The organism is Okeania sp. SIO2F4 (genome assembly GCF_010672385.1).
Lineage (GTDB): Bacteria > Cyanobacteriota > Cyanobacteriia > Cyanobacteriales > Microcoleaceae > Trichodesmium.
Genome location: NZ_JAAHGT010000826.1, coordinates 2375 through 4416 on the forward strand (window position 1 = coordinate 2375; position 2042 = coordinate 4416).

A 2042-nucleotide genomic window follows, 5' to 3' on the forward strand; every position below is an offset into this window, starting at 1 on the left:
AAAAACTCCAACGTTATAGTTTCCAGACAGACTCCAAATCGAAAAAATCTCTAGTCCGAGATTTGAGAGATACTAACAAATAGGAAATTCCCACAAAAAACTCCAACGTTATAGTTTCCAGAGCGACTCCCCATCGAAAAAATCTCTCCTCTCAAAATTGAAGAGATACTAACAATAGGAAATTCCCACAAAAAACTCCAACGTTATAGTTTCCAGAGCGACTCCCCATCGAAAAAATCTCCCCTCTCAAAATTGAAGAGATACTAACAATAGGAAATTTTCACCAAAAACTCCAACGTTATAGTTTCCAGACAGACTCCAAATCGAAAAAATCTCTAGTCCGAGATTTGAGAGATACTAACAAATAGGAAATTCCCACAAAAAACTCCAACGTTATAGTTTCCAGAGCGACTCCCCATCGAAAAAATCTCTCCTCTCAAAATTGAAGAGATACTAACAATAGGAAATTCCCACAAAAAACTCCAACGTTATAGTTTCCAGAGCGACTCCAAATTGAAAAAATCTCTCCTCTCAAAATTGAAGAGATACTAACAATAGGAAATTCCCACAAAAAACTCCAACGTTATAGTTTCCAGAGCGACTCCCCATCGCCAAAATATCTAGTCCGAAATTTGACTTATCCTAATAATAGGAAATTCCCACAAAAAACTCCAACGTTATAGTTTCCAGAGCGACTCCCCATCGAAAAAATCTCTCCTCTCAAAATTGAAGAGATACTAATAATAGGAAATTCTCACCAAAAACTCCAACGTTATAGTTTCCAGAGCGACTCCCCATCGAAAAAATCTCTAGTCCGAGATTTGAGAGATACTAACAATAGGAAATTCTGACCAAAAACTCCAACGTTATAGTTTCAATATAGACTCCAAATCGCCCAAATATCTAGTCCGAAATTTGACTTATACTAACAATAAGAAATTCCCACAAAAAACTCCAACGTTATAGTTTTAAGATCGACTCCAAATCGCCCAAATATCTAGTCCGAAATTTGACTTATCCTAATAATAGGAAATTCCCACAAAAAACTCCAACGTTATAGTTTCAATATAGACTCCAAATTGAAAAAATCTCAAGGTCGGAAATTTTGAGTTATCCTAACAATAGGAAATTCTCACAAAAAACCCCAACGTTATAGTTTTAAGATCGACTCGAAATTGAAAAAATTTCAAGGTCGGAAATTTTGAGTTATCCTAACAATAGGAAATTCTCACAAAAAACCCCAACGTTATAGTTTTAAGATCGACTCGAAATTGAAAAAATCTCAAGGTCGGAAATTTTGAGTTATCCTAACAATAGGAAATTCTCAGCAAAAACTCCAACGTTATAGTTTCAATATAGACTCCAAATTGAAAAAATCTCAAGGTCGGAAATTTTGACTTATACTAATCAACACGAAATTCTGACAAAAAACTCCAACGTTATAGTTTTCAGACAGGGATACTGAGGTTGACTAACAGAAAGAAAAATACAAACTATAAATATAGCATCAAAACCAATAATTCCATAATATAATCTAGTTTCCCAACCAGACAAAGGATAGCCAAAAGTGCCATCTCCTTCCCTTTGGATTACAGGGCCAACCCTTAGCGGTAAGACAAGTCGGCTAATAGAAGAATTCTGCATAAAAGGCCAACAGATTCAATCTCCGCTAAATCAAATTGTCCATACAGTGAGGCCAGAACTTCCCAAAAGTGATATAGCTGCCGCTAGGCTCTGCCAACGCAACAATCAAATAGAAGACTTCCAATATACTGAACCCCAAATCTTAATCTTGGCTGCCAATGCAGAGAACCGGATTAATTTGATGGACCGAATTTCGGAGGCCACATCAGAACAATACCCCTATCACTCAACTACCCCATTGGGTTTTTTTGAGGATGAGGTAATCTTATTCTGGCCATTGTTGATTCAAACCTTGGACTTAAGGGGGCAGTTTCCTTTGCGACTACGCCCCGAAACAGAACAGGAACTTGCTAGCAGATTGTGGCGTCCTCATATAGAGAAACTACAACAGCCAGGAG

General features: G+C 37.1%; 1 pseudogene. It reads left to right on the forward strand.

Annotated features, from left to right (window positions below):
- Positions 1–1567: 1567 nt before the first annotated feature.
- A pseudogene (locus F6K22_RS33360) lies at positions 1568–2042 on the forward strand (recombinase family protein); the annotation flags it as partial.